At 63.2% G+C, this 18,679-nt stretch carries 18 protein-coding genes and 1 other RNA gene; 12 read left to right on the plus strand and 7 right to left on the minus strand.

The annotated features are described in order from the left end of the window. Nucleotides 1–5 precede the first annotated feature (5 nt). Nucleotides 6–1,031: an Ldh family oxidoreductase gene (locus DCO45_RS19260; protein WP_116927335.1), complete on the plus strand. Its 1,026-nt coding sequence runs from the start codon at nt 6–8 to the stop codon at nt 1,029–1,031. A 57-nt stretch (nt 1,032–1,088) separates the two neighbouring features. Here DCO45_RS19260 and coaBC read toward each other — a convergent pair whose 3' ends face one another. Further along, the gene (gene coaBC / locus DCO45_RS19265; protein WP_116927336.1) at nt 1,089–2,303 is read right to left on the minus strand and encodes a bifunctional phosphopantothenoylcysteine decarboxylase/phosphopantothenate--cysteine ligase CoaBC; all 1,215 of its coding nucleotides are present in this window, start codon (nt 2,301–2,303) and stop codon (nt 1,089–1,091) included. Between the two features lie 189 nt (nt 2,304–2,492). Here coaBC and DCO45_RS19270 point away from each other — a divergent pair, with 189 nt between their 5' ends. The 6 genes from DCO45_RS19270 (at nt 2,493) to DCO45_RS19295 (ending at nt 7,779) form a co-directional block, all read left to right on the plus strand. Beyond that, nucleotides 2,493–4,148 (plus strand): CTP synthase, encoded by a 1,656-nt coding sequence (locus tag DCO45_RS19270; protein WP_116927337.1) that lies wholly within the window; start codon nt 2,493–2,495, stop codon nt 4,146–4,148. Between the two features lie 111 nt (nt 4,149–4,259). After that, the gene (gene kdsA / locus DCO45_RS19275; RefSeq protein WP_021028243.1) at nt 4,260–5,117 is read left to right on the plus strand and encodes a 3-deoxy-8-phosphooctulonate synthase; all 858 of its coding nucleotides are present in this window, start codon (nt 4,260–4,262) and stop codon (nt 5,115–5,117) included. Continuing rightward, nucleotides 5,118–5,408, plus strand: a complete 291-nt coding sequence (locus DCO45_RS19280) for a DUF1330 domain-containing protein (RefSeq protein ID WP_021028244.1) — start codon at nt 5,118–5,120, stop codon at nt 5,406–5,408. A gap of 97 nt (nt 5,409–5,505) precedes the next feature. Beyond that, nucleotides 5,506–6,792: a phosphopyruvate hydratase gene (gene eno, locus DCO45_RS19285; RefSeq protein ID WP_021028245.1), complete on the plus strand. Its 1,287-nt coding sequence runs from the start codon at nt 5,506–5,508 to the stop codon at nt 6,790–6,792. Between the two features lie 60 nt (nt 6,793–6,852). After that, the gene (locus DCO45_RS19290) at nt 6,853–7,131 is read left to right on the plus strand and encodes a septum formation initiator family protein (protein WP_021028246.1); all 279 of its coding nucleotides are present in this window, start codon (nt 6,853–6,855) and stop codon (nt 7,129–7,131) included. A gap of 111 nt (nt 7,132–7,242) precedes the next feature. Further along, the gene (locus DCO45_RS19295; RefSeq protein ID WP_133248207.1) at nt 7,243–7,779 is read left to right on the plus strand and encodes a hypothetical protein; all 537 of its coding nucleotides are present in this window, start codon (nt 7,243–7,245) and stop codon (nt 7,777–7,779) included. Nucleotides 7,780–7,803: 24 nt separating this feature from the next. On the opposite strand, the gene DCO45_RS19300 is transcribed toward DCO45_RS19295, so the two are convergent. Beyond that, a complete protein-coding gene (locus DCO45_RS19300; protein ID WP_116927339.1) occupies nt 7,804–8,793 on the minus strand; it encodes an Hsp33 family molecular chaperone HslO in 990 nt (329 codons plus the stop codon). A 68-nt stretch (nt 8,794–8,861) separates the two neighbouring features. After that, nucleotides 8,862–9,389 (minus strand): gamma carbonic anhydrase family protein, encoded by a 528-nt coding sequence (locus DCO45_RS19305; RefSeq protein ID WP_116927421.1) that lies wholly within the window; start codon nt 9,387–9,389, stop codon nt 8,862–8,864. Between the two features lie 112 nt (nt 9,390–9,501). On the opposite strand from DCO45_RS19305, the gene DCO45_RS19310 reads away from it, so the two are divergent. Then, on the plus strand, nt 9,502–10,308 hold the full coding sequence (locus DCO45_RS19310; RefSeq protein ID WP_116927340.1) for a ferritin-like domain-containing protein: 807 nt from the start codon (nt 9,502–9,504) through the stop codon (nt 10,306–10,308). Between the two features lie 232 nt (nt 10,309–10,540). Continuing rightward, complete coding sequence (locus tag DCO45_RS19315; RefSeq protein WP_165841236.1) at nt 10,541–11,662, plus strand: EAL domain-containing protein; 1,122 nt, start codon at nt 10,541–10,543, stop codon at nt 11,660–11,662. Nucleotides 11,663–11,760: 98 nt separating this feature from the next. Here the strand turns inward: DCO45_RS19315 and DCO45_RS19320 are convergent, their stop codons facing one another. The 4 genes from DCO45_RS19320 to dnaX form a co-directional block, all read right to left on the minus strand. Continuing rightward, nucleotides 11,761–13,074, minus strand: coding sequence for an MFS transporter (locus DCO45_RS19320; protein WP_116927342.1), 1,314 nt, complete (start codon nt 13,072–13,074; stop codon nt 11,761–11,763). A 366-nt stretch (nt 13,075–13,440) separates the two neighbouring features. Beyond that, nucleotides 13,441–14,031 carry a recombination mediator RecR gene (gene recR / locus DCO45_RS19325; protein ID WP_116927343.1) on the minus strand — a complete coding sequence of 197 codons (591 nt, stop codon included), beginning with the start codon at nt 14,029–14,031 and terminating at the stop codon, nt 13,441–13,443. Nucleotides 14,032–14,136: 105 nt separating this feature from the next. Further along, complete coding sequence (locus DCO45_RS19330) at nt 14,137–14,469, minus strand: YbaB/EbfC family nucleoid-associated protein (RefSeq protein WP_021028254.1); 333 nt, start codon at nt 14,467–14,469, stop codon at nt 14,137–14,139. A gap of 64 nt (nt 14,470–14,533) precedes the next feature. Beyond that, a complete protein-coding gene (dnaX, locus tag DCO45_RS19335) occupies nt 14,534–16,801 on the minus strand; it encodes a DNA polymerase III subunit gamma/tau (protein ID WP_116927344.1) in 2,268 nt (755 codons plus the stop codon). A 156-nt stretch (nt 16,802–16,957) separates the two neighbouring features. Here dnaX and ffs point away from each other — a divergent pair. From ffs to lapB, 3 genes are all read left to right on the plus strand, one after another. Next, nucleotides 16,958–17,053, plus strand: an RNA gene (ffs, locus tag DCO45_RS19340) — signal recognition particle sRNA small type. Nucleotides 17,054–17,151: 98 nt separating this feature from the next. Then, the gene (locus tag DCO45_RS19345; protein WP_116927345.1) at nt 17,152–17,463 is read left to right on the plus strand and encodes a LapA family protein; all 312 of its coding nucleotides are present in this window, start codon (nt 17,152–17,154) and stop codon (nt 17,461–17,463) included. Continuing rightward, nucleotides 17,453–18,619, plus strand: coding sequence for a lipopolysaccharide assembly protein LapB (lapB, locus tag DCO45_RS19350; RefSeq protein WP_116927346.1), 1,167 nt, complete (start codon nt 17,453–17,455; stop codon nt 18,617–18,619). Before DCO45_RS19345 ends, lapB begins: the two co-directional genes overlap by 11 nt. Nucleotides 18,620–18,679 lie beyond the last annotated feature (60 nt).

Genomic DNA, 18,679 nt, shown 5'->3' on the forward strand with positions numbered 1-18,679 from the left:
GAGGCATGGATCAATCACAAGAAGACATCCTGCTGATCAGCGAGAGCGACCTGCGCCGCTTGGCGCTGCAGGTGCTGCAGCACCTGGGCCTGAGCGCCCCCCATGCCCAGGCCATTGCCCGCATTGTCGTGGCCGGCCAGCGCGATGCCTGCCAAAGCCATGGCGCCTACCGCATCCTGAGCGCGGCCCAGACCATCCGCACCGGCCTGGTGGACCTGCAGGTCCCTCCTCTGCTGCAGCCTACGCAAGGCGCGATCACCCGGGTCGATGCCCAGCGCGGCTTCTCGCCCTGGGCGCTGGAAGTGGGCCTGCCGCCCTTGGTGGCAGCCACCCGCAAGCTGGGCATGGGCGCCTTGGTGATCAACCACTGCTTTCACTTTACGGCGCTGTGGCCCGAGGTGGAGATGCTCACCGACGAGGGCCTGGCCGCGCTGGTGATGACACCCAGCCATGCCTGGGTGGCGCCGGCAGGCGGCAGCAAAGGGGTGTTTGGCACCAACCCGATCGCCTTTGGCTGGCCCCGGCCCGGCCCCTACCCCTATGTGTTTGACTTTGCCACCAGCGCCATTGCGCGCGGCGATCTGGACCTGCACCGCCGCGCCGGCACCCCGCTGCCCGAAGGCGTGGGCATTGACGCACAGGGCCAACCGTCCACCGACCCGGCAGCCGTTGCCCAAGGGGCGATGCGCACTTTTGGCGGCCACAAGGGCTCGGCCCTGGCCACCATGGTCGAGTTGATGGCGGGCATGCTGATTGGCGACCTGGGCAGCCAGGAATCGATGGCGCTGGACGCTGGTGCCGGCGGCATGCCCTGCCATGGCCACCTGGTGCTGGCTTTTGACCCAAAGCGCTTTGCCGGCGAAGACTGGCCCGGCCACCAGGCGCGCGCCGAGGCTCTGTTTGCCGCCATCCAGGGCCAGGGCGCACGCCTGCCATCCGAGCGGCGCTATGCCGCGCGGGCTTTGAGTGCGCAGCAAGGCATCCGCCTGCCGCGCCAACTGCACGACGAGATCCTGGCCTTGTTGAACTGATGCAAAGCAAACAGCCGCCCATCTTGGCGGCTGCAATGTGCGAAGCTCTTGGTCCGACTAACGCGCGATGCGCTTGGCGATTTCGGCCACCAGTTGCTCGCCCAGTACCGCCTTGCTGGCATGGGGCAGCTCCTTGTGGCCTTGCGCATCCACCAGCAGCAAGGCGTTGTCATCCTTGCCAAAGGTAGCCGGGCCAATATTGCCGACCAAGAGCGGGATCTGCTTGCGCAGGCGCTTGGCCTGGGCATTAGCCAGCAGGTTTTCGCTTTCTGCAGCAAAGCCCACGCAGTACAGATCGCCGCTTTGGGCGCGCGGCAGCTGGGCAACGGTGGCCAGAATGTCCGGGTTCTCGACAAAGGCCAGCTGCGGCACCTCGCCACTGCCGTCTTTTTTGATCTTCTGGTCGGCCGCCTGGGCTGGGCGCCAGTCGGCCACCGCAGCGGTGGCGACAAATACATCGGCGCCGTCAATGTGGGCCAGCACCGCTTGGAGCATGTCTTGCGCCGATTGCACATCGATGCGGCGCACACCGCGCGGCGTGGGCACATGCACGGGGCCGGCTACCAGCATGACCTCGGCGCCAGCGGCCTGGGAGGCGCGGGCAATCGCAAAGCCCATCTTGCCGCTCGAGAGGTTGGTGATGCCCCGCACCGGGTCAATCGCCTCAAACGTGGGGCCGGCGGTGATCAGCAGCTTTTTGCCTGCCAGCGCCTTGGCGCTGAAAAAATACTGCAGCTCTTCCTCGATCTCGGCGGCCTCCAGCATGCGGCCGTCACCGGTCTCGCCGCAGGCCTGGTCGCCATTGCCCACGCCCAGTACCACCGCACCATCTGCCTGCACCTGGCGCAGGTTGCGCTGTGTCGCAGGGTGGGCCCACATCTCGCGGTTCATCGCCGGGGCCAGGATCAAGGGCACGGTATCGATCGGCCGCGCTAGGCACAACAGGCTCAGCAGCTCATCGGCGCGGCCTTGCACCAGGCGGGCGATAAAGTCGGCGCTGCAAGGGGCCACCACAATGGCATCGGCCTCGCGGCTGAGGTTGATGTGCGGCATGTTGTTGTGCTCGCGCGCATCCCACTGCGAGGTATAGACCGGGCGGTTGGAGAGCGCCTGCATCGTCACCGGCGTCATGAACTGGGTGGCCGACTCGGTCATGACCACCTGCACGGTCGCGCCCGCCTTGATCAACCGGCGGCACAGCTCGGCAGACTTGAAGGCGGCAACGCCGCCCGACATGCCGAGGACAATATGTTTTCCATGGAGCTGGTTCATGCCCGCCAATGTAGCAGAGGCGCAGCGCTGCCGCTGCACTGCAGCAGACAAGAGAGCAGTAGCAGGGCGGCTATCTTGGCAGCGATGCATCGGGTGCAAACCCGTGACCTTGGAAGCCCATTTACTGCAGCTGCCCGCACAGGCTGGCATACGCCTTTATAATCAGAATTTCCCACCTCCCTAAAAGACATGACCAAATTTGTCTTCGTTACTGGCGGTGTGGTGTCTTCCCTGGGCAAGGGAATCGCCTCAGCCTCCCTTGCAGCGATTTTGGAATCGCGCGGACTCAAAGTCACCCTGATCAAGTTGGATCCCTACATCAACGTGGATCCAGGCACCATGTCTCCCTTCCAGCACGGCGAAGTGTTTGTGACGGACGATGGCGCCGAGACCGACTTGGACCTGGGCCACTATGAGCGTTTCATCGAAACGCGCATGCGCCAGACGAACAACTTCACGACCGGCCGCATCTACCAAAGCGTTCTAGAAAAGGAGCGCCGTGGTGATTACCTGGGCAAGACCGTGCAGGTCATCCCGCACATCACCAACGAGATCCAGGAATACGTCAAGCGCGGCGCCGGCATCGGCACCGACCACGCTGTCGATGTCGCCATCTGCGAGATCGGCGGCACGGTCGGCGATATCGAGTCGCTGCCCTTCCTGGAAGCGGTGCGCCAGCTGTCGCTCAAGCTCGGCCCCAACAACTCGGCCTTTGTGCACCTGACCTACCTGCCCTACATTGCAGCGGCCGGCGAGCTCAAGACCAAGCCTACCCAGCACACGGTGCAAAAGCTGCGCGAAATCGGTATTCAGCCCGATGCGCTGCTGTGCCGCGCCCAGCATGCGGTGCCTGAGGAAGAGCGTGACAAGATCTCCTTGTTCACCAACGTCCAGTCCTGGGGCGTCATCAGCATGTGGGATGTGGACACCATCTACAAGGTGCCCCGCATGCTGCACGAGCAGGGCCTCGATGGCCTCATCTGCGACAAGCTGCGCCTGAACACGCCGCCGGCCAACCTCAAGCGCTGGGATGACCTGGTCTATGAGACCGAGCACCCCAAGGGTGAAGTGGCCATCGCGATGGTCGGCAAGTATGTCGAGCTGTCGGATGCCTACAAGTCCGTCAACGAAGCGCTCAAGCACGCCGGCATGCAAAACCATGTGCGCGTCAAGATCACGCACGTGGATTCGGAAACCATCCATGACAGCGATGCAGCCGAGCTGCTCAAGAGCTATGACGGCATTTTGGTGCCCGGCGGCTTTGGCTCGCGCGGTGTCGAAGGCAAGATCTCCACGGCCAAGTTTGCCCGTGAAGGCAAGGTGCCCTACCTGGGCATCTGCCTGGGCATGCAGGTGGCCACCATCGAATACGCCCGCCATGTGGCGGGCCTGGACAACGCCAACTCCACCGAGTTTGACCGCCAGACGCCCCACCCCGTGATCGCGCTGATCACCGAGTGGAAGGATGCCGACGGCACCATCAAGACCCGCGACGAGAACTCGGACCTGGGCGGCACGATGCGCCTGGGCGCGCAATCGTCCGATGTGCAAAAGGACTCACTGGCCCACAGCATCTATGGCGATGTGGTGACCGAGCGCCACCGCCACCGCTACGAGGCCAACACCCAGTACCTGGACCAGCTGCGCAGCGCCGGCCTGGTGATCTCGGCGCTGACCCAGCGTGAGCATCTGACCGAGATTGTCGAGCTGCCCAAGGCGGTGCACCCCTGGTTCATCGGTGTGCAGTTCCACCCCGAGTTCAAGTCCACCCCCTGGGCCGGCCATCCGCTGTTCAATGCCTTCATCAAGGCGGCAGTCGATCGCAAGAAGCAGGCAGCCAAGTAAAATTGCGGCCACGCTGCGGCACACACAGAAGCCATGACAAACAAAGCATCCACCAACGCTGCGTTTTTCATGGCGTCTTTGCTCTCACCCCATCCTTAAGGAACACCGTCCATGCAATTGTGCGGATTTGATATCGGGCTTGATAAACCGTTTTTCCTGATCGCCGGCCCCTGCGTGGTCGAGTCCGAGCAGCTGCAGATGGATGTGGCCGGACAGCTCAAGGAAATGACGTCCAGCCTGGGCATCCCCTTTATCTTCAAGAGCAGCTTTGACAAGGCCAACCGCAGCTCGGGCACGAGCTTTCGCGGCCCCGGCATGGAAAAGGGCCTGGAGATTCTGGCCAAGGTGAAAAAAGAGCTGAATGTGCCCATCCTCACCGATGTGCACACCGAAGCCGAAGTGCCCTATGTGGCCAGCATCGTCGATGTGCTGCAGACCCCGGCCTTCCTGTGCCGCCAGACTGACTTCATCCGTGCGGTCGCCCAATCGGGCAAGCCGGTCAATATCAAGAAGGGCCAGTTTCTGGCGCCCCATGACATGAAGAATGTCATCGACAAGGCCCGCGCTGCCGCCAAGGAAGTGGGCCTGCCCGAAGACAGCTTCATGGCCTGCGAACGCGGCGCCAGCTTTGGCTACAACAACCTGGTGAGCGACATGCGCTCGCTGGCCATCATGCGCGAAACCAACGCGCCCGTGGTGTTCGACGCCACGCACAGCGTGCAGTTGCCCGGCGGCAATGGCACGTCGAGTGGCGGCATGCGCGAAATGGTGCCCGTGCTGGCCCGTGCAGCGATTGCCGTGGGCGTCGCTGGCGTGTTCATGGAAACCCATCCCGACCCCTGCAACGCCCTGAGCGACGGCCCCAACGCCGTGCCGCTCAAGCACATGAAGGCCTTGCTCGAAACCATGGTGGCGCTGGACAGCATCACCAAGAAGAACGGTTTTCTGGAAAACAATTTTGGAGCTTAAATGCCAAGCGCATACATCATTGCATCGGTCACCGTCACCAACCCCGAGCAGTACGAGGAGTACCGCAAGTACAGCACCATCGCCATGCAAACCTATGGCGCCGAGGTCTGCGTGCGCGGCGGCAAGGTCGAGGTGATCGAGGGCGACTGGAACCCCGGCCGCACCGTGATCCTGAAGTTCAAGGACAGCGAGCAAGCCCGCCGTTTCTATGATTCGCCCGAATACAGCAAGGCGCGCGAAGCGCGTGCCGGCGCCGCCATCATGCGCATGGTGCTGGTCGAAGGCGTTTGAACGTCCATCCCGCATCCCCTCCCCTTGATTCCGTGCAGTTGCAGTCCACCCGTTTGCAGCGCACCAACCCTTTTCTCAATCTCTGAAAGGCTCTAAAGTGAGTGCAATTGTTGATATTGTTGGCCGCGAAATTCTGGATTCGCGTGGCAACCCCACCGTGGAATGTGATGTACTGCTGGAATCGGGTGTGATGGGCCGCGCGGCCGTCCCATCGGGCGCCTCCACCGGTTCGCGTGAAGCCATCGAGCTGCGCGACGGCGACAAGAGCCGCTACCTGGGCAAGGGCGTGCTCAAGGCCGTCGAGCACATCAATACCGAAATCTCCGAAGCCATCCTGGGCCTGGACGCCGCCGAACAGGCCTTCCTGGACAAGACCCTGATCGATCTTGACAACACCGACAACAAGAGCCGCCTGGGCGCCAATGCCATGCTGGCCGTGTCGATGGCCGTGGCCCGCGCTGCTGCCGAAGAAGCCGGTCTGCCGCTGTACCGCTACTTTGGCGGCATGGGTGGTGTGCAGCTGCCCGTGCCGATGATGAACGTGATCAACGGTGGCGCGCACGCCAACAACTCGCTGGACCTGCAAGAGTTCATGATCGTGCCCGTGGGCGCGCCGAGCTTTCGCGAAGCGCTGCGCTGGGGTGCTGAAGTGTTCCACGCGCTGAAGAAGATCATCGACAGCCGTGGCATGCCCACCGCCGTGGGTGACGAAGGTGGTTTTGCGCCATCGGTCGAGAACCATGAAGCCGCCATCCAGCTGATCCTCGAAGCCATCGACCAGGCCGGCTACACCGCTGGCGAGCAGATCGCTCTGGCGCTGGACTGCGCTGCCTCCGAGTTCTACAAGGACGGCAAGTACGTGCTCGAAGGCGAAGGCGGCATCAGCCTGACGGCCGAGCAATGGACCGACATGCTGGCCGCCTGGTGCGACAAGTACCCCATCATCTCCATCGAAGACGGCATGCACGAAGGCGACTGGGATGGCTGGAAGGTGCTGACCGAGCGCCTGGGCAAGAAGGTGCAACTGGTGGGTGACGACCTGTTCGTGACCAACACCAAGATCCTCAAGGAAGGCATCGACAAGGGCATCGCCAACTCGATCCTGATCAAGATCAACCAGATCGGTACCTTGAGCGAAACCTTTGCCGCTATCGAGATGGCCAAGCGCGCCGGCTACACCGCCGTGATCTCGCACCGCTCGGGCGAGACCGAAGACAGCACCATCGCCGATATCGCCGTGGGCTTGAACGCGGGCCAGATCAAGACCGGGTCGCTCAGCCGCTCGGACCGCATGGCCAAGTACAACCAGTTGCTGCGCATTGAAGAAGACCTGGGCGAAGTGGCCGTGTACCCCGGCCGCGCCGCCTTCTACAATCTGCGCTAAGCCTGCTGCGGGGCATGGCCTCAGGCCCTGCCCCGCCAGCCCTTTCGAGCCCTGTTTGCCATGATCTCTCGCATTGTTCCCTTTGTGCTGCTGGCCATTTTGGTCAGCATCCATGCCCAGCTCTGGAGTGGGCGCGGCAGCGTGCCCTATGTCAAGGACATGAAGCAGCAAATCGCCACGCAGAAAACAGAGAACGAAGCGGCCACGCGTGAGAACGTGCGCCTGGAGACCGAGGTCAACGACCTCAAGCAGGGCATGGACATGGTCGAAGGCAAGGCCCGCAATGAGCTGGGCATGGTCAAGCCCAATGAAGTATTTGTGCAGTACACGCGCAAATAAAGCAGCGCCGCCCCCAGCCCCGACAAGCGCCTCTTTGCAGGCGCTTTTTTGTCGCTGCGCGCTGGCTTTGGCCGTATCATCGCGGCCATGCCTGCGACGCCCAACCCAGCCATGACGCCCAGTACCCAGCGCTCGCCACCGGCGGTCTATCTGGCCTCTGCTGCCTGTGAAGATGCCAAGCGGCTTGCACAGCAGCTGGAGCACTACCTGGCACAGAGCGCTACCGCATCCACGCCCGCCTTGGTGCTCAAGGCATGCAGCTTTACCCAATTGGCAGGTCTGCCAGCGCAGGATGCGCCAGCCATTTTGCTAGACAGGCACGACGCCGTACTGCTGATTGCGCCACCACTGCCGGCCAGCTCAGGCCAGTCCGATCCAGCGCAGACTCTGCTGATGCAGGCACGCCTGCACCTGGTGGGCCAGGGGCAGGCGTTTCAATTGTTATTCAGCCAGGGCCACCGGCTGGAGCAGGAAGCACTTGCAGCGCTGTGCAACTGGTTCCCGCAGGCGCCGGGCCTGCAGGCCTTGCGCATGGCACTGGGCCAGGCCAACCCAGGCGCGCGTGCGCGCTGGAACTGCGAAAAATGCAGCGACCCCGATTGCGAGCTGCGCCTGTTCCAGGGCCTGATCACACCGCAAACCAGCTAAGCGCGACCAGCGGGGCGCCCGGCATCACTGCACCAGGTTGGAGGCCGGCGGGTCATTGCCGCGCTCGGTAAACAGATGCGCCACATCGACAGCGTCAAAGCGGTACTGCTGGCCACAGAATTCGCAGCCCACCTCGATCATGCCCTGCTCTTCCAGAATGCTGTCGGACTCTTCCTGGCCAAGGCTGCGCAGCATATTGCCCACACGCTCGCGGCTGCAGGTGCAGGCAAAGTGCGGGCCGCCTTCGCCGTCTTCAGGCACAAAGCGCAGCAGCTTTTCTTCCCAGAACAGGCGGTGCAGGATGGTCTCGACATCGAGGCTCAGCAGCTCATCGCGGGTCAGGCTGGCAGCCAAGTGGGCAATGCGGTTGTACTCTTCATTGAGGCCGATCTGGTCGACCTCTTCGGTGTTCTGCGCGCCTGCGGCCAGATTGGCCTCGCCCTTGATCGGCATGCGCTGCACGATCAGGCCAGCGGCCACCTTGTCGTTGGCTGCCAGCACCAGCACGGTGTCGAGCTGCTCGGACTGGCGCATGTACTGCTGCAAGATGGCAGCCATGCTCTGGAGCGGCTGGCCATCCACATCGACCAGCGGCACCACGCCCTGGTAGGGCTGCTGACCAGGTTGCCTGTCTTTGGGGTCCAAGGTGATCGCGCAGCGGCCCTTGCCATGCACATTGACCAGGTCGGTCAAGGTCGCATCGGCGGGCAAGTCGCCCACCATCGTGACGGTGGAGCGCACGCTCAGGTTGGTCAGCACCTCGGTGACGGCCAGCTTCACCGGGCCATCACCCGAGATCTGGAACACCAGCGCGCCATTGAATTTGATGTTGGACTGCATCAGCACGCCAGCGGCGGTCATCTCGCCGAGCATCTCCTGCACGGGCAGCGGGTACGGGCCGGTACTGGTATTGACGGCGCGGCGCTGCAAGATCTCTTGCCAGGCATCGGTCAGTCGAACAATGGCTCCCCGCACGGGCAGCCCATCAAACAAAAATTTATGCAGTTCAGACACTGTAATTCTTCCAATTCAATACATGCAGGCCTGCTGCGCCCGGGCTTCGCACCCGGGGCCGCAGCGCCTCAATCTGGCAATTTTCGCAGACCCGATTTGAAACGCCGCGCATTGGCCATATAGCCCTCAGCGCTGCGCCGCAGCCCCTCGATCTGCTCCTGGCTCAACTGGCGCACCACCTTGGCGGGGCTGCCCACAATCAAGCTGCCTTCAGGAAACTCCTTGTTCTCGGTCACCACCGCGCCAGCACCCACGAGGCAATGGCGGCCGATTTTGGCGCCGTTGAGCACAATGGCGCCCATGCCGATCAGCGACGCATCGCCAATCGTGCAGCCATGCAAGATGACGTTATGGCCGATGGTGACGTGCTTGCCGATGTCCAAGGGCTTGCCCTTGTCGGTGTGCAGCACGCTGCCGTCCTGAATATTGCTGCCCTCGCCAATGCGGATCGGGTCATTGTCCCCGCGCAGAATGGCACCAAACCACACACTGCTGTCTGCGGCCATCTCCACGCGGCCGACCACCTGCGCGCTGTCTGCAATCCATGCCGAGGCGGCAACCTGCGGTTGCACACCATCGAGTTCATACTTCGCCATCATGTCTCCATCGGGTTATGGTTACAGGTCAATCCCCTGTGAGTGCTCGCAGGAGCGCGGGCCATGCCTGCCTTGCACGCCTCCATGGGGCGCCAGCCTCATAATTGTAGGGATGGAATTACGTCAATGTGCCTTGCAAGCCCTGTGTGTGGCCGATGCCGAGGAAAAATCCGCGCTCACCCTTGCCATGTATGCGCAAAGAGCCACTATTTCAATAGCACCTGGGGCGCAGCTGCAAGTGCCCGAGGGCATCAGCCTGCCCGGCCACCCGGCCAGACCCGAGCTCAAGGTCCATACCGCCATGGGCCGGCGCTCCCCGGCAACGGCTGAGGGGCGCGCCATCTTGCTGCACGCCATCGCCCACATCGAGTTCAACGCCATCAACCTGGCGCTCGATGCCATCTGGCGCTATGAAGGCATGCCCGAGGCCTTTTACCAGGACTGGCTGCAGGTGGCGGGCGAGGAAGCCAAGCATTTCCGGCTGCTGCGTGCCCACTTGCGCAAATGGGGCCATGACTATGGCGACTACCCCGCGCACCAGGGTCTGTGGACCATGTGCGAGAAAACGGCCGATGACATCGTGGCGCGCATGGCCTTGGTACCCCGCACCCTGGAGGCCCGTGGTTTGGATGCAACTCCCCAGATCCAGGCAAAATTGCAACAAACAGCTGCGCCAGACGCACTGGAGGCGGTCGCCATCCTGGACATCATCCTGCGCGAAGAGGTGGGACATGTGGCGATCGGCAACCACTGGTACCGGTTTCTTTGTGCGCAGCGCGATCTGGACCCAGAGCAGCACTACAGCTGGCTTGTCAGCCACTACGAGGCACCCCGCCCCCGCCCGCCAATCAACCTGCCTGCCCGCCGCCAGGCCGGGTTCAGCCAGAGCGAGTTGGACTGGCTGCAGGGGCAACTGTAACAAACAGACGCTTTTTATACGCCAAAAGCGTGTGCAGTTTGCTACAAAACCAGCAGGTTCACTCTCTCCATAGACGCGTGAAATGCCCGATATGAAGGACAATGCACGTCGATCCCGAGATAACGAAATGCAGACATTGCTTACACCAGTTGCTGGTGAGGCACCACTGATGCATGCAATGGTTCAGCCGTACATGCAACACACGAGCGCGCCTCCTTCAACACCCCCCTCCATGGCAGCTGCCATGGTGTTCACATCACCCGCACCCCCTATTGCCTGGCAGCCGATCAAAGATACCAGCGGCGCCGTCACCGGCCACGAGATATTCAACCGCTCCCGCACCGCGTCGTCCCATACGCTGGAATCAGACCTGGCGCTGACGCATGCCGTGCTCTCGCACATCGAGCCCGCCCCCTTATTGGGCGATGGCCTGCTGTTTCTGAACACCACGTTCGAGAGCCTGCGCGGCAGCCATCTGAATCTGCTGCCTGCAAGCCAGGTGGTGCTGGAGATCCCGTCACTGGGCCATGCCGCATCGTCTGAAGCGCTGGCACGCCGCCCCGCGCTGGAGGCCTTGCGTGCCAAAGGTTTTGCGCTCGCGTTCAACCACTCGGTGCTCGATTCGGCCTACGCGCCCTGGCACGACCTGGTCAACTACCTGAAGATCGATTTCTCGGTGCTTTCGGCCGAGCGCGCGGTACTGATGCTGCAGTGGGCGCGCCGCATCTCTGGCGCCACCTTGATCGCCGACAAGATCGAGTCCACTGCGCAGCTGCAACTGGCGCAGGAGAACAAGGCCCATCTGCTGCAAGGCTATGCGGTCAGCCGCCCAGAACCCATACCCGCCCGGGTCGTGCTGCCCAGTACCGCCGATGTCGCGGCACTGGCTCAGGCGCTGAACAACAAGGCCGATACCGCGACCCTGGTCGAGTTGCTGCAGCACCGCCCCGTCCTGCTGTTCAATCTGCTGCGCATGGCACAGTCGCAAAACCTGGAGGCGCGCGCGCCTTACCTGTCCTTGCCCGAGCTGGTCCAGGCCTACCCGGCCGAAGACCTCAAGGCCTGGGAGACCCTGCTGCAGGCCGTGGCGGCCAAGATTCCGCAGCTGCCCCAGATCCAGCACTGCGAAAAGCTCTACCCGCGCCTGAGCGCAGAATTGGCAGCCAAGGCCCAGGCGCAGTGGCCGCAGGTGCCCGCCGGCAACCTGCAGCTGGTGGCCGGCGCCTTGCTGCTTGGCCACATCCTGGGCATGGGCGTCGAGCACACCGCCAGCCAGCTGCTGCCCGGCGCGCTGGCCTCATCAGCGCGCCTGCTGGCCCAGGAGTGGCAGGCGTTGCTGCCCGTGCTTGCCTAAGCCCTATACACCCCACAGAAAAAGCCCGGTGCTGCATCAGCACCGGGCTTTTTTGTCAGCTCGCTGACCAGCAGCGTCATGCCTGCTGGCCGGGGTGATCACACCATCTCGCCATCCAGGTCGTCGTCATGCGCGCGCTCACGGATAAAGAACGCCGCAATCAGTCCCAAAGTCACGCCAAACATCACATAGAAGGCCGGCGACATCGTCGAGCCCGTGGTCTTGATCAGCCAGGTCACGATGAACTGGGCAAAGCCGCCAAACACCATCACGGCGATGTTGTAGGCCATGGACATGCCCACAGAGCGCACATTCGCAGGGAAGAGCTCAGCCATCACCGTGCTGAAGACGCCAAAGAACACCGACACAAAGAGGCACACAACGACCTGCACGGTCATCAGCTTGGCAATGCTCGGGCCATCGGTCAGCCAGGCGTACAGCGGGTACAGCACCACCAGATAGCCCAGCAGCGAACCAATCATCAAGGGACGGCGGCCCACCCGGTCGGACCAGGCGCCCATGAAGGGCATCAGCACAACCATCAGCGCCGCACCGGCCATCTGCACCATGAAGGTATCGTGCAGCGGCAGCTTCAAGGTGACGGTCGAATAGGTCACCAGGTAGGTGAAGGTGATGTAGATGGACACCGTGGCCGTTACCACCAGGCCCATGCCCACCAGGGTTTCACGCGCATGGATGCGCAGCATCTCCAGCACGCCCACTTGCTTGACCGTGCCCGCCTTTTGCGCGGCCTGCATCTTTACAAAGGTTTCTGGCTCTTCGACATGGCGGCGGATATAGATGGCCACCGGCACAATCAACAGGCCCACCGCGAAGGGAATGCGCCAGGCCCAGGACATCAGCTGCTCCTGGGTGAAGAAGTCGGTGATCAAGGTGCCCACGGCCGCGCCAATCAGCAGTGCCGCCATCTGGCCCGTCATCTGCCAGGAGCCATAAAAGCCCCGTTTGCCCTTGGGCGCCAGCTCGATCAGCAAGGCCGTCGACGTGCCGAATTCGCCCCCTGCGGCAAAACCTTGCAGCAAGCGTGCCAGCACGATGAAGATAGGCGCCCAGATACCCACACCCTGGTAGGTCGGCGCAAAGGTGATCAGTGCAATGGCCACGGCCATGATCCCGGTGACCATCACCATCGCCGCCTTGCGGCCCTTGCGGTCGCCGTACAGGCCCAGCAAGATGCCGCCCACCGGACGCATAAAGAAGCCCACGCCAAACACCGCCGTGGTCATCAGGATGCGGTTGAGGTCATCGCTCGGATCGTTGGGGTTGGAGGGGAAGAACAGCTTGGCCACAATGGGCGTCATGAAGGCAAAGACCAGGAAGTCATACCATTCGAGCGCGTTGCCAATGACAGCGGCCAGAATATTTCGCTTGGATACAGCAGTAGATTGCACGCAAAAATCCTAAAAAACACGAGGCACAGCCGGCAGCAACACGGCTAGATGCAATAAGGAGAACGGAGAATGATCTTTGGAGCGGTGCAGACAGACAGGCGTGCAAGACTGAAAAACGGGCAAATCCAGGAAAACACAGACCGCACCGGGCTTGATTTATGCACGCAATGCATAAATAACCATAAAGATCAGCATTGAATTGTAATCGGTCGCAAGCAGCGCGCCGGGCGCCTCAGCCGGATTTAGCCCAAATGGCGGCGCAGGAAAACCGGTTTTCCCAAGCTGCGAGAGGCCCTGCGCCAAAGACGGTGCAAACCGCTGAATTGCTGGGAAAAGGCGCTGCCACCCCTCCCAATGACCAAGGCTTTAGCGGCGATCCGCCAATGCGTGGGCAATCGTGCCCAGGTCCACATATTCGAGCTCGCTGCCAATGGGTACCCCACGCGCCAGGCGCGTCAAGCCAATACCCCTGCGCTGCAAAGCCTCGCTGATCACATGGGCAGTGGCCTCCCCTTCGGCGGTGAAATTGGTGGCCAGGATCACCTCCTGCACCACGCCGTCGCTCGCCCGTTGCAGCAATTGCTGCACACCGATATCGCGCGGTCCAATGCCATCGAGCGGTGACAGGCGCCCCATCAGCACGTAGTAATAGCCTTTGTAGGCACCGGTGCGCTCAAGGGCTGCCTGGTCAGCGGGGGTTTCCACCACGCACAGGCGAGCGGCATCGCGCCCCTCATCCAGGCAGGTGTCGCAGATCGTGTTTTCGGTAAAGGTATGGCAGCGCTCGCAGTGCTGCACCCGGCTGCTGGCCTCGTGCAAGGCGCGCGCGAGCAGCTCGGCCCCCTCCCGGTCGTTTTGCAGCAGGTGAAACGCCATGCGCGATGCCGACTTCACCCCCACGCCCGGCAGTCGGCGCAGTGCCTGCACCAGGGCCTCCAGCGTGCCGGTATCAGACATGGCGATGCCTCACCAAGCAGTGCACAGCGCAGACAAGCCTTGGGTTGCGCGTGGCAGCCAAAGGCACAGGGGCGGCAAAAGCGTGCGGCAAAACGAGGCGCGCGCTTAGAACGGGAACTTCATGCCGCCGGGCAGGCCTGGCATGCCAGCGGTGATCTTGCCCATTTTCTCGTTGCTGGTCTCTTCGGCCTTGCGCACCGCGGCGTTGAAGGCGGCAGCCACCAGGTCTTCGAGCATGTCCTTGTCTTCGGACAGCAGGCTGGGGTCAATGGTCACGCGCTTGACGTCGTGCTTGCAGGTCATCAGCACCTTGACGAGACCGGCACCAGACTCACCTTCGACCTCGATGTTGGCCAGGTCGTCCTGGGCCTTCTTGAGGTTGTCCTGCATGGCCTGGGCTTGCTTCATCAAACCTGCGAGTTGTCCTTTGTTGAACATGGAAAATCCTTTTGTATAAAAACCTGCAGCAGACGGGAGGGCCCATCTGCCAGCGAACGCCGCATCATAGAGGCTGAATGCTGCCGGGCACTATTTTCGCGCCAAATTGCTGTATCAAAGACTGGACATAGGGATCCTGGCGCACGGTTTCCTCGGCCGCGCGCTGGCGGGCCTGCACGGCATGGGCCTTGCGCCGCGCCGGGCAGTCGCTCACGGCGCCCACCGACACCTGGATCTTGCCCACCAGACCGGCGGCCACCAGTGCGGTGCGCAGGCGCTCGATCGTGCCGGATTGGGCCAGCGACTCGAGGTCCACCCGCAGCCACCACTCGTCGGCCTCGCGCTTGATGAGCTGCGAGCGCAGCGCCAACTGGCGCGCCACCGCCGTAATGGCTTCGGCCTGCACCAGGGCTGTCACGGTGTCGTTCCAGAAACGCCCCTCTTCGGTGTCCTCGAATTCGGGCGGCACCCGGCCCAGGTTCTCGCCAAAGTTGGCCGCTGGCCGGTCCAGCTCACTGGCTTGCGGCGTTTGCACCGGCAAGGCAATCAGGCTGGCACGGTCAGGTGCCGCTGCAGCGGGCGGCTGCGCAGCAGGCGCCGCATCGGGCAGATCGGCCAGCGCTGCTGGCTCGTCATCCGCATACGCCTCCATCGGTACCTCATCAAAGTACGGCGCTGCGGTCTCGTCCTCGGCATCGCTGTCCGGCTCGGACGGGGCATCGTCGTCATGGGACTGCGGCTGCTCCTCTTCCACCAGCTCCTTCTCGGTCTGGGCGGGGGTCGGCGGGTCGACTGGGACAGGCGCCACAGTGGCAGTGGCGCGTGCGGGAATCAAATCTTCTGCGCTGCGCACAGGCAGCTTGACGGCCTCGACCGTGGGCGTGGCGACGATAGGCTCCGAAGCCGGAGGTGCTGGCTGGGCCACTGGAGCCGCCACAGGTGCCGGTGTGGGCACGGGCGCGGGCGCGGGCACTGAAACAGGTGTAGAAACGGGCGCAGAAATGGCTGCGGATGGCGGAGCAGCAACAACAGGCGCTGCAAGGGCTACGGACGCATCCACCGCAGTGGCGACCTGCGGCGCTGGAGACGCAGCAAGCGGCGGCACCACGCGCGGTGCAACAGCCACGGCAGGCGCGGCAAGGGGGGCAGCAGCCTGCTTGGGCGCAGCAGCCACTGCGGCCGCAGCCCCAGCACTATTCAGAGTTTTTTTTTCAGCCGTGCCCGCAGGCTTGAAGGCCAGCAGTCGCAGCAGCGCCATCGTCAAGGCCGCATATTCATCCGGTGCCAGGCCCAGCTCGCCCCGGCCATGCAGCGCAATGCTGTACAGCAGCTGGGTTTCGTCCGCCGGCATGAACTGGGCCAGGCGCAGCAGCTCCTGCTGCTCGGCGTCGTCCTCAGCGGCGGCGGCCTGGGCCTTGCCCGGCACGGCCTGGAACACGGCCATGCGCTGCAGCTGCACGGCCATGTCTTCCAGGGTAGACGCAGCAGACAAGCCCTGGTGGCGCAGCTGGTTGACGGTATCGACCACCTCGGCGCCATCGCCGCGCGCCAGTGCCTCAATCAGGCGAAACACATGGCTGGAATCGACGGCGCCCAGCATCTGGCGCACGCTGGCCTCTTGCAGCTGGCCGCCACCAAAGGCAATGGCCTGGTCGGTCAGCGACAGCGCATCGCGCATGGAACCCCGGGCTGAGCGCGACAACAGCCGCAAGGCCTGCGGCTCGGCCGCAATCTGCTCTTGCACCAGCACGCGGCCCAGGTGCTCCTGGATCGTCTCTGGCGCCATCGGGCGCAGGTTGAACTGCAGGCAGCGCGACAGCACCGTGACCGGCACTTTTTGCGGGTCGGTCGTCGCCAGCACAAACTTCAGGTACTCGGGCGGCTCTTCCAGGGTCTTCAACATGGCGTTGAAGGCGGTATTGGTGAGCATGTGCACTTCGTCGATCATAAAGACCTTGAAGCGCCCCTGCACCGGCTTGTACACCGCCTGCTCCAGGAGGCCCTGCACTTCATCGACACCACGGTTGGAGGCGGCATCGAGCTCGGTGTAATCGGGGAAACGTCCGCTGTCGATCTCGGTACAGGCTGGGCACACGCCGCAAGGCGCAGCGGTGATGCCGCCATGGCCGTCCGCGCCCGTGCAGTTGAGCGACTTGGCCAGAATGCGCGAGACCGTCGTCTTGCCCACACCCCGGGTTCCCGTGAACAGGTAGGCATGGTGCAAGCGCTGCTGCACCAGCGCATTGGACAGCGCCTGCACCACATGCTCCTGGCCTACCATTTCAGAGAAATTTCGCGGACGGTATTTGCGAGCGAGAACAAGATAAGACATAGCATCGCATTCTACGGTCAGTCACGGCCATGGGCGGCACTGGCTGCGCGCAGCTTGCAATACTTTTGGCCGCTGCGCCCTGGCCGCACAGGCGAACAAGGACTTTTTGGCCAGCTTGGCCAAGGGGGCCCCATTCTTTAGGTACAATCGACAGCTGACGGGCCTCCTCGCATGGGGAAGCGGCCAACCGGGTCAGGTGGGGAACCAAGCAGCCCTAACTGTGGATCCAGTGCCGGGGTCAGGCTCGTCACCTTCTTTCGACCAATGCCAGCCTCGTGCTGGCATTTGCTTTTCCAGGCCAGGCGTGGGAATCCACGTAGAATGGCGCCCAAGCCATTCCTGTCACTGCCATGAAATACCTGCTGTGGCTGCTCAAAGCTGTCATCTTCTTCACCCTGTTTGCATTTGCGCTCAATAACCAGCGGGATGTGGTGGTGCACCTGTTCTTTGGCACCCAATGGCAGGCCCCGCTCGTTCTGGTGGTGCTGCTCGCCTTCAGCGCGGGCGTGATTCTCGGCATCATCGGCATGGTGCCGCGCTGGTGGAAGCACCGCAAAGCCGCGCAGCGTGCAGCGGCGGCGCAAGCCATTGCGGGCGAACCCACCCCCTCCACCAACGCCCCTGCGGACGAGACCACCCCGCTGCCACCTCATGGAATTTGACATCTCCTGGATCCTGCTGGGTTTCCCCGCTGCGTTTGTGCTGGGCTGGCTGGCCTCGCGCTTTGACTTGCGCCAGATTCGCCGCGAGAACCGCAGCGCCCCCAAGGCCTACTTCAAGGGGCTGAACTTTCTCCTGAACGAGCAGCAGGACAAGGCCATCGATGCCTTTATCGAGGCCGTGCAGAACGACCCCGATACCGCCGAGCTGCACTTTGCGCTGGGCAATCTGTTCCGCCGCCGGGGCGAATACAGCCGTGCGGTACGCGTGCATGAGCACCTGCTCTCGCGCGCCGACATCAGCAAGCCGGAGCGCGAACGCGCCCAGCATGCGCTGGCCCTGGATTTCATGAAGGCCGGGCTGCTGGACCGCGCCGAAGATGCGCTGGCCCGGCTGGAGAACACCCCTTACGAGAACGAGGCCCGTCTCTCGCGCCTGGCGATCTACGAGCGCGCCCACGACTGGCCGCAAGCCGTGCAGATTGCGAGCCTGATGCACAGCCATAACCAGGGCGACTACAGCGTGCGCATTGCCCACTACCTGTGTGAGCAGGCGCTGGGCCAACTCGCCCATGGCCAGCTCGACGCCGCGCAGGACTTGCTGCAGCAAGCCCAGTCCGAGGCACCGCATGCACCGCGCCCCCGGATCGAGCTGGCCCATCTGCAGCACAAGAGCGGCCATCCCGCGCTGGCACTGGGATCGCTGATGGAGCTGGCCGCGGTGTCGCCCTCCTCGGTGCCCCTGGTCGCGCCGCTGATGCTGGAGCTGGTCAAGGCCGACGAGCGCAAGCCCCAGGTACGTGCGCTGCTGGAGGCCAACTACCACAGCGCGCCATCGCTGGATGTGATGCAAAGCCTGGTGCATCTGGACGAATTTGCCGGCGTGGAGCAAGCCGAGGGACCGGTCGGGCGCGACTGGTACATCGAGCACCTGCGCCACGAGCCCTCACTGGTTGCGGCCGGCCGCTGGCTCGCCCAGGAATCGCTCAGCCACGAAGAGCACCACCCCGCCATTCAGCGCGCGCTGGACAATGCCGCAAAACCGCTGACCCGCTACCGCTGCGCCGCCTGCGGCTTTGAGGCGCGCCAGCATTTCTGGCAATGCCCCGGCTGCCAGTCCTGGGACAGCTACCCGCCGCGCCGGGTGGAAGAGCAATAAGAACCTCGCTCTCCCAGGAACGGTAGGACTTCCCAGTCGCTTCTGCTAGGATGCGCAAAC

Origin of the sequence: Comamonas sp. JNW (genome assembly GCF_003105075.1) — a bacterium.
GTDB lineage: Bacteria > Pseudomonadota > Gammaproteobacteria > Burkholderiales > Burkholderiaceae_C > Comamonas > Comamonas squillarum.

Coding starts and splice junctions, on each gene's coding strand:
- DCO45_RS19290 (WP_021028246.1), top strand. CDS start 6,853: ATGATCTCTCGCATTGTTCCCTTTGTGCTGCTGGCCATTTTGGTCAGC.
- coaBC (WP_116927336.1), bottom strand. CDS start 2,303: ATGAACCAGCTCCATGGAAAACATATTGTCCTCGGCATGTCGGGCGGC.
- DCO45_RS19295 (WP_133248207.1), top strand. CDS start 7,243: ATGACGCCCAGTACCCAGCGCTCGCCACCGGCGGTCTATCTGGCCTCT.
- dnaX (WP_116927344.1), bottom strand. CDS start 16,801: ATGTCTTATCTTGTTCTCGCTCGCAAATACCGTCCGCGAAATTTCTCT.
- DCO45_RS19345 (WP_116927345.1), top strand. CDS start 17,152: ATGAAATACCTGCTGTGGCTGCTCAAAGCTGTCATCTTCTTCACCCTG.
- DCO45_RS19315 (WP_165841236.1), top strand. CDS start 10,541: ATGGCAGCTGCCATGGTGTTCACATCACCCGCACCCCCTATTGCCTGG.
- DCO45_RS19280 (WP_021028244.1), top strand. CDS start 5,118: ATGCCAAGCGCATACATCATTGCATCGGTCACCGTCACCAACCCCGAG.
- DCO45_RS19260 (WP_116927335.1), top strand. CDS start 6: ATGGATCAATCACAAGAAGACATCCTGCTGATCAGCGAGAGCGACCTG.
- recR (WP_116927343.1), bottom strand. CDS start 14,031: ATGTCTGATACCGGCACGCTGGAGGCCCTGGTGCAGGCACTGCGCCGA.
- kdsA (WP_021028243.1), top strand. CDS start 4,260: ATGCAATTGTGCGGATTTGATATCGGGCTTGATAAACCGTTTTTCCTG.
- DCO45_RS19330 (WP_021028254.1), bottom strand. CDS start 14,469: ATGTTCAACAAAGGACAACTCGCAGGTTTGATGAAGCAAGCCCAGGCC.
- lapB (WP_116927346.1), top strand. CDS start 17,453: ATGGAATTTGACATCTCCTGGATCCTGCTGGGTTTCCCCGCTGCGTTT.
- DCO45_RS19310 (WP_116927340.1), top strand. CDS start 9,502: ATGGAATTACGTCAATGTGCCTTGCAAGCCCTGTGTGTGGCCGATGCC.
- DCO45_RS19270 (WP_116927337.1), top strand. CDS start 2,493: ATGACCAAATTTGTCTTCGTTACTGGCGGTGTGGTGTCTTCCCTGGGC.
- DCO45_RS19305 (WP_116927421.1), bottom strand. CDS start 9,389: ATGGCGAAGTATGAACTCGATGGTGTGCAACCGCAGGTTGCCGCCTCG.